Here is a 7,829-nt window from a genome sequence, read left to right as displayed (position 1 = left end):
TATGGGATATGCGGGAAGGCTGAGACCCCACAGGCTCGCCGAGGAGGCTCAGGTCTCGCGCCATGGAAAGCGAGCATCCCGTAGTGGAAACCAACAAGATATTCTTATTTAATTGATAACTTCTTTTTTCAACAGAATGAAAAAGCTAACAAATTAATTGTTAGCTTTTTAACCATGTATTTTTGTATCATTGGACATTTGTTGGTTACTTCTAAACCAAATCCAAAGATCGTTAATAATTGATGCTAATTCTGCAATTTCAGAATTTAATTTACAGCTCAAAACAAAATCAGATTCGTGATTTAAAAGTTCTTGTTTATGATTAATTGTAAACTCTAAACGTGTAATTTGATCAGGTATTCCACCACGGATATATTCCCATTCCGTAAGAATCATTTGTTGCTGATCGTGAGAGTAATCTTCCCAATCTAATTTTAGGCTTGGTAGAAAAATACCTAATCGTTCATCGTATGAAAAATAATCTTGAAACATCCCTTACTCCCCCTCTTGACTATATTATACATTGAAAAAAATAATTGAAACAAATTGAATTTTAAATTTCAATAAAAATTTTTAAATTAAAGTCTAAAATCTAAAAATAAAAATTATTAAAATAAAAGGAAAATAATTCATAATAATAGAAAACATAGTTATCTTTTAATAAAATAATCTTACTAAATTAAAGATAAAGGTATAAGATAATGACATAATTTTTAATGAACTGGCTTTATGCTTAAATAACCAATTAAAAAGGATAATGAGAATAGATCTACAAATACATACAATTGATTGATTTATCTAGATGATTTTCACAAATATATAAAATTATTTAGACTCGAAAGGAAGAGTTTTATGAGGCATGCTGTCATTACGGCAGGATCGAAGGGGTTAGGGAAGAAAGTAACTGAAGCATTTTTAAACGATGGTTATTCAGTAACTGTTACTTACTTTTCTGATGAACAGGCTATCAAAGAGCGAAAAGAAGAATGGAAGGATTATTTGGACCGGGTTCTTTTTGTAAAAGGTGATATTTGCGATAAACAATTTATTAATGAGATTGTCTCAAAAACGATGGAGAAATTCGGTAGGGTCGATTGTCTTATCAATAATGCTGGCCCGTATTTATTTAACCGTAAAAAACTGGCTGACTACACTGATGAAGAGTGGGAATACTTGTTGTATGGAAATTTGCACAGCGTGTTTTATCTTTTAAAGCAAATTATTCCAATTATGAGAAAGCAGAAATATGGACGTATCATAAATTATGGATTCCAAGGTGCCAATTCAGCTTCGGGGTGGATTTATCGTTCTGCATTCAGCGCAGCTAAAGTAGGTCTAGTTTCTTTGACTAAAACAATAGCCTATGAGGAAGCAGAGAATGGTATAACATCTAATATGATTTGTCCTGGAGATATTTTTGGTGATATGAAAGAGGCAAATCAATCTGAAGCAAGTAAGGATGGAAAAGGTCTTGCACCAATTGGAAGATCTGGTACTGGGGAAGATATAGCAAGAATGGTGCAATTTTTGTGTAAGGAAGAGTCTGATTTTATAACAGGTGATATATTTGAAGTCACTGGTGGCTTGGATGTTATTAATAAATACAGACATATTCCATTATCATGAGAATTCGTGGGACAATTCCATTTTTAAAGCATAATTTATAATAAAAAAGATTCTGAATTAATATTTATTAAACGAAATTAAGCGTTTTCATTTTCTGCACTATATGTTTTGTGTTAATATAAAAATGTATTATTTTTTAATAAATAGAGCTCATCCTAAGAGGCACGAAATAAATATATTTCAGGGGGAAATAACATGCGTATTGGGGTACCAAAAGAAATAAAAAACAACGAAAATCGTGTTGCAATGACACCAGCTGGAGTAATGAACTTAGTTGGACATGGTCATTCAGTTTACATTGAAACAAATGCTGGAATTGGTTCAGGATTTACTAATGAAGAATACGTAAATGCTGGCGCAACAATTGTTGAAACAGCTGAAGAGGCTTGGAATAATGAAATGGTTATGAAAGTTAAAGAACCAATTCCAAGCGAATATGGATACTTCCGTGAAGGATTAATTTTATTCACATACTTACATTTAGCTCCAGAGCCTGAATTAACTAAGGCTTTAATTGATAATAAAGTAGTCGGAATTGCTTACGAAACTGTACAAGTTGGTAATACATTACCGTTATTAACTCCAATGAGTGAAGTAGCAGGACGTATGTCAGCTCAAATCGGTGCTCAATTCCTTGAGAAAAATAAAGGCGGAAAAGGTATTTTATTAGGTGGAGTACCAGGAGTACGTCGTGGAAATGTTACAATCATTGGTGGTGGTGTAGCAGGAACAAATGCTGCTAAAGTGGCTGTTGGTCTTGGTGCTCACGTAACGATGATTGACTTAAATCCAGATCGTTTACGTCAATTAGATGATATTTTTGGTCATCAAATTACGACTTTAATGTCAAACCCTTACAATATTGCTGAAGCGGTTAAAGAATCTGATCTTGTAATCGGTGCAGTATTAATTCCAGGTGCAAAAGCGCCAAAACTTGTTACAAAAGAAATGATCGAATCAATGGAACCAGGTTCAGTTGTAGTTGATATTGCAATTGACCAAGGTGGTATTTTCGAAACTACAGATCGTATTACAACTCATGATTTCCCAACATATGAGAAGCATGGAGTAGTACACTACGCTGTAGCAAATATGCCTGGTGCAGTACCTCGTACTTCTACAATGGCATTAACAAATGTTACAGTACCTTATGCAGTTCAAATTGCTAACAAAGGTTATCAAAAAGCTTGCTTAGATAACTCTGCATTATTTAAAGGTATTAATACACTTGATGGATATGTAACTTACGAAGCAGTAGCTGAAGCTCACGGCTTAGAATATAAAGAAGCAACTACTTTATTACAAGGTACATCTGTCTCTACAAACTAATTTAAAGAAAAATCCCTTTATCGAAGACGGTAAAGGGATTTTATTTTTTTCTCAATTACAATAACATTCACTTTAAATTTATAGTAAAATTATATTATAATTTCCATTTTATGTAAAAAGGAGCGATGGTATTGGAGTTTATTTTAATCCTTATTTTTCTGATTGCGGGTATTTTCGCGTTTAACTGGCTAATGGGTTATCGTAATCAAAATATTATATTAGATTTAGATGAGCGCTATATACATCTAAATGATTATGCGAAGGCTGTGAAGGCTGAATTAGAAAGCCAAGGTAAAACAGTTGATTACAGAGGGAATAGACTTTTCATAATAAATGGTAAACACTATCATCTAATTGAACGAAATGTATCAATGGGTGGTGTTCCTTTACAACATACAATACTTCAAAAGGTTTAAAAATAAACCNNGGGGGTTTATTTTTAAACCTGACTTAAATTATATTCTTCTTTCAGCATGCTATATTGATGCATATTTCGATGAGCGCCTTTGAAAAACTCATGCTTGCGCAATATACCATCTAAATGAAAGCCTAATTTTGTAAGAAATTTTTGTGAAACGATATTATAATCGTATACTTCACCATATATTTTTATGAGTTTTAATTCATTAAAAGCATAATTTAGTAGATAGTTTAATGCAAATGAACCAATTCCTTTATTTTGCATTGAATGATCTCCAATTACGATTCCAAAAGCGGCATGATGATTCTCTTGATCAAGATTTCCTAATTCAATTCTTCCTACACAAATACCATTGTTTTCGATTGTGAACAAGTGGAGATTAGGTTTAAGTCCGTCAAAATATTTTTCATAGCCTTGTACCATTTCATCTAAAGAACGTGGTTTTTCTATTCCTACAAGCTTACCAATCTCATCATCACATTCCCATTTATGCATAATAGGGATATCTGAGGGAAGTACTTGTCGAATATTTATTAATCCGCCTTGATTCATATTATAGGATGATTAACTCTTTAGGGAACTTCGTTAATGTCATTGCACCTGTTTCTGTTATAACGATATCATCTTCAATACGAACTCCACCAACATTTGGTACATAGATTCCTGGCTCGATTGTATATGACATACCAGTTTTAATAATACCAGTATTTGAATCATTTACTGACGGGTAATCATGGATTCCAATACCTAAACCGTGACCAATACGGTGAACGAAGTATTCGCCATATCCTGCATCAGTGATAATTTGACGAGCAGCACGATCAACATTTCCTAATACCTCGCCCGGTTTACTTACTTCGATTGCAGCAAGTTGACCTTTTAAAACGGTTTCATAAATTTCTTGTTGTTGCTCATTTGGTTGACCAAACATTACTGTACGAGTAATATCTGAGCAATATCCATCAACGATAAAACCTAAGTCCATAAGTACGAAATCACCTTTTTTAATTGGGTTTGTACCTGGATTTCCATGTGGTAACGCTGAGTTTGCACCAGTTAAAATTAAAGTGCTAAATGAAGTTTTAGAAATACCTTTTTTCTTCATTTCGTATTCCATTTCAGCAATTAAATCCATTTCTGTTTTGCCTTCAGCAATACGATCAACAATAATTTGGCAAGCCATGTCAGCAGCTTCAGCAGCAACTTGCATACGACGAATTTCTTCACTATCTTTAATTAAACGTAAGTCATGTAATTTTTCCTCAGCTGCTAGGAATTGTACGCCAGGGAAAAGTTGTACTAATCTTTCATAGCGGCCAACAAGAAGATGTTCTTTTTCAATCGCCATACGATTTACTGTAATATTACGTTTTGCTAATGTTTCTTGTATCATTGCCCAAGGATCTTGACTATCATTAAAGCCTATTACGTCATATTTCCAACCTGCGTTTTGCACATGTCCAACTTCCATTTGTGGACATACTAGAATTGGCTCATCATTTGGAAATACAAGACAAGCTAAAAGACGTTCATGTGGATTACAATGGAAATTAGTTAAATAAAATACGTTCTCAGTAGATGTAATAAATCCTAGTTGAATATCTTGCTCTTTTAACCAAGTTGATAGATTTTGTATACGGTGTTCCATTTGTAACATCCTTTCTTAAAAAACAAATTACTGCAATAAACAAAAAAGTCTTTACAGTTTATAACACTCTTATTTTATCATTTTTTATCAAATTACGTAAAATAGTTAACTTATTTCTTATTTTTGTAATAGAAAATAATCTGTTAAAATGTGGTAGAGACTAATTTTATAATAAAGGAGCGACTTCATTTGAACATTACATATTTTGGGCACAGTGTTATTTTAGTAGAACACGGTCAAGATTCAATTATTATTGACCCATTTATTAATGGTAATCCACATACTAATGTGAAGGTAGAAAATATTAAAGTGAATTATATTTATGTAACACATGGTCATGGCGATCATTTAGGTGACACAGTTGAACTAGCAAAACGAAATGATGCAACGGTTATTGCTCCTGTGGAATTAGCAACTTGGATTTCGTGGCAAGGTGTCAAAGTTGTCCCTATGCATATCGGGGGAGAAAAAGAGTTTTCATTTGGTAAATTAAAATTAGTAGAAGCAATCCATGGCTCAAGTATTGTTGATGAAGAAAATAAACAAATAATTAATGTAGGACCACCGTCAGGCGTTTTATTAAAAATAGCTGGTAAAACAATTTATCATGCTGGTGATACTGCGTTATACAGAGGGATGAAAACATTAGGTGAGTATGAAAAAATCGATCTAGCATATTTACCAATTGGTAATCATTTTACAATGGGAATCGACGATGCAGTAATTGCTTCTGAATGGATTAATGCACAGCAAGTAATTCCGATGCATTATAATACATTTCCACCAATCCAAGTAGACCCAAATGAGTTCCTTGCAAAATTACCAAAGAATAATGGTTTCATTCATGAGCCAAATACAACAATTTCACTATTGTAGTATAGGTCATTGAAGAAAATATTAGTACAGTTTTAAAAGCACGTTGAAACGTGCTTTTTTTCATGGTATGAATTGTTATATAATAGTTAATAAAAATATTAATACAACCATTGAAAGCTTGGTGAGGTAATTGACTACAAAGCACGATCAAATACTAGAACATATTGAACAACTACCGGTCGGTCATAAAATATCAGTAAGACAAATTGCAAAAGATTTAAGTGTAAGTGAAGGTACTGCATATAGAGCAATTAAAGATGCGGAAAACAAAGGGTTTGTTAGTACCATCGAACGTGTAGGTACGATTCGAATTGAAACGAAAAGAAAAGAAAATATTGAAAAATTAACTTTTGCCGAAGTTGTTAATATTGTTGATGGACAAGTTTTGGGTGGTAAAGAAGGATTACATAAAACACTTAATAAGTTTGTTATTGGTGCAATGCAGCTTGATGCGATGATGAGATATATTAGTGCAAATAATTTATTAATCGTCGGTAACCGAGTGAAAGCACATGAATTAGCATTAAAAGAAGGATCAGCGGTTTTAGTAACAGGTGGATTTGATACAGATGAAAGTGTAAAACGTCTTGCGGATGAAATGAAAATGCCGATTATTTCTTCTAGTTATGATACGTTTACTGTTGCCACGTTAATTAATAGAGCAATTTATGATCAGTTAATTAAGAAAGATATAGTACTAGTTGAAGATATACTCATCCCAACTGAAAAAACAGCTACACTATCTCCATTTGATGAAGTTGAAAAGTGGTATGAATATAATAGAGACACAGGTCATGGAAGATATCCAGTAATTGATGATCGAGGTAAGCTAATAGGAATTGTAACTTCAAAGGATATTATACATGAACAACGTACGCAAAGAATTGATAAAGTGATGACTAGACAACCAATAAGTGTAAATGAAAAAATGTCGGTTGCAGCAGCTGCTAGAATGATGGTTTGGGAAGGAATAGAGTTGCTACCAGTTGTAAATACATCGAATAACTTAATTGGTATTATAAGTCGTCAAGATGTACTTGAAGCATTACAGCAATTGCAACGACAACCTCAAGTGGGCGAAACAATTGATGATATCGTTACTAGTCAATTCCATAATAATAAAGAGCAAAAAAATGATGACTTTACGGTTAGATGTAATGTAACTCCTCAAATGACAAATGTAATTGGTACTCTTTCACATGGTGTATTTACAACGATTGTAACCGAGGCAGGTAAACGAGCAGTTCGTGATATGAAAAAAGGGGACTTAATCGTAGAAAATATTACAATTTACTTCGTACAACCAGTTCAAATTGACGATGTAATTGAAATTAAACCAAAAGTTTTAGAATTAGGTCGTAAGTTTGGAAAAGTTGATGTAGAAGTATTTCAGCAAGGAATATTAGTAGGCAAAGCATTGATGATGATGCAGTTATTAGATCGATGAGATATGAAGCCATCAGATTGCCCGAAAACGCTCACTTTCTTCATTGCTTCGGCTGTCTATGGTGCTCATCTCTCGCTCCTCGAAAGACAAGAGCTTGCAATCAGTCTGAGAATCAAATTTTTTGTACTTTGTCTACACACTGTTGGAATATAAAATGGTCAATAGGGAAAACGGACATTAAATGAGCATTTATTTATGGATGAAATTATCATTTTTTTGGATTGCTATTAATGGTTTTAAATGTTAATAGTTTTGAGTAATTGCATGTTTCCAATAACACTAGTAGTGATTTTTTCAGAAATTAAAAATATTATGAGTTAATTTTTAGAAAAACAAATTCAATTGATTAGTTTAATTTTTCGAGATTAATTGACCGACAAGCTGGTATTTAAGTTACTTTAAGTAAAGGCTATTTGATTATGATTTATAGCAGACTTTTTTCGATGAATAAGTTGATTGGAGCGGAGGGGTGCTCGACTCCT

Annotated in this window: 8 protein-coding genes; 5 read left to right on the top strand and 3 right to left on the bottom strand. The window is 33.0% G+C overall.

Annotated elements, in window-relative coordinates; genetic code table 11:
• Positions 1 to 168 precede the first annotated feature (168 nt).
• Positions 169 to 492: a hypothetical protein gene (locus COE53_RS22240; RefSeq protein ID WP_069034613.1), complete on the bottom strand. Its 324-nt coding sequence runs from the start codon at positions 490 to 492 to the stop codon at positions 169 to 171.
• 360 nt (positions 493 to 852) lie between these two features.
• On the opposite strand from COE53_RS22240, the gene COE53_RS22235 reads away from it, so the two are divergent.
• From COE53_RS22235 to COE53_RS22225, 3 genes are all read left to right on the top strand, one after another.
• A complete protein-coding gene (locus tag COE53_RS22235) occupies positions 853 to 1,626 on the top strand; it encodes an SDR family oxidoreductase (RefSeq protein ID WP_091023602.1) in 774 nt (257 codons plus the stop codon).
• Between the two features lie 195 nt (positions 1,627 to 1,821).
• Entirely contained in the window at positions 1,822 to 2,955 is a 1,134-nt protein-coding gene (ald, locus tag COE53_RS22230) for an alanine dehydrogenase (RefSeq protein ID WP_069034611.1), read from the top strand.
• 125 nt (positions 2,956 to 3,080) lie between these two features.
• Positions 3,081 to 3,371, top strand: a complete 291-nt coding sequence (locus COE53_RS22225; RefSeq protein ID WP_091023600.1) for a hypothetical protein — start codon at positions 3,081 to 3,083, stop codon at positions 3,369 to 3,371.
• 23 nt (positions 3,372 to 3,394) lie between these two features.
• On the opposite strand, the gene COE53_RS22220 is transcribed toward COE53_RS22225, so the two are convergent.
• Positions 3,395 to 3,928, bottom strand: a complete 534-nt coding sequence (locus COE53_RS22220; RefSeq protein ID WP_069034609.1) for a GNAT family N-acetyltransferase — start codon at positions 3,926 to 3,928, stop codon at positions 3,395 to 3,397.
• Between the two features lies 1 nt (position 3,929).
• Positions 3,930 to 5,024, bottom strand: a complete 1,095-nt coding sequence (locus COE53_RS22215) for a M24 family metallopeptidase (protein ID WP_091023598.1) — start codon at positions 5,022 to 5,024, stop codon at positions 3,930 to 3,932.
• A 189-nt stretch (positions 5,025 to 5,213) separates the two neighbouring features.
• Here COE53_RS22215 and COE53_RS22210 point away from each other — a divergent pair, with 189 nt between their 5' ends.
• Together COE53_RS22210 and COE53_RS22205 are read left to right on the top strand one after the other, a co-directional pair.
• Positions 5,214 to 5,900, top strand: a complete 687-nt coding sequence (locus COE53_RS22210; protein WP_069034607.1) for a metal-dependent hydrolase — start codon at positions 5,214 to 5,216, stop codon at positions 5,898 to 5,900.
• 130 nt (positions 5,901 to 6,030) lie between these two features.
• On the top strand, positions 6,031 to 7,347 hold the full coding sequence (locus tag COE53_RS22205) for a DRTGG domain-containing protein (protein ID WP_069034606.1): 1,317 nt from the start codon (positions 6,031 to 6,033) through the stop codon (positions 7,345 to 7,347).
• Positions 7,348 to 7,829 lie beyond the last annotated feature (482 nt).

This window comes from Bacillus sp. AFS029533 (assembly GCF_002585125.1).
GTDB lineage: Bacteria > Bacillota > Bacilli > Bacillales > Bacillaceae_G > Gottfriedia > Gottfriedia luciferensis_B.
Note: the sequence above shows the minus strand (reverse complement) of the source record. Positions and strands in the feature narration are given on the sequence as shown.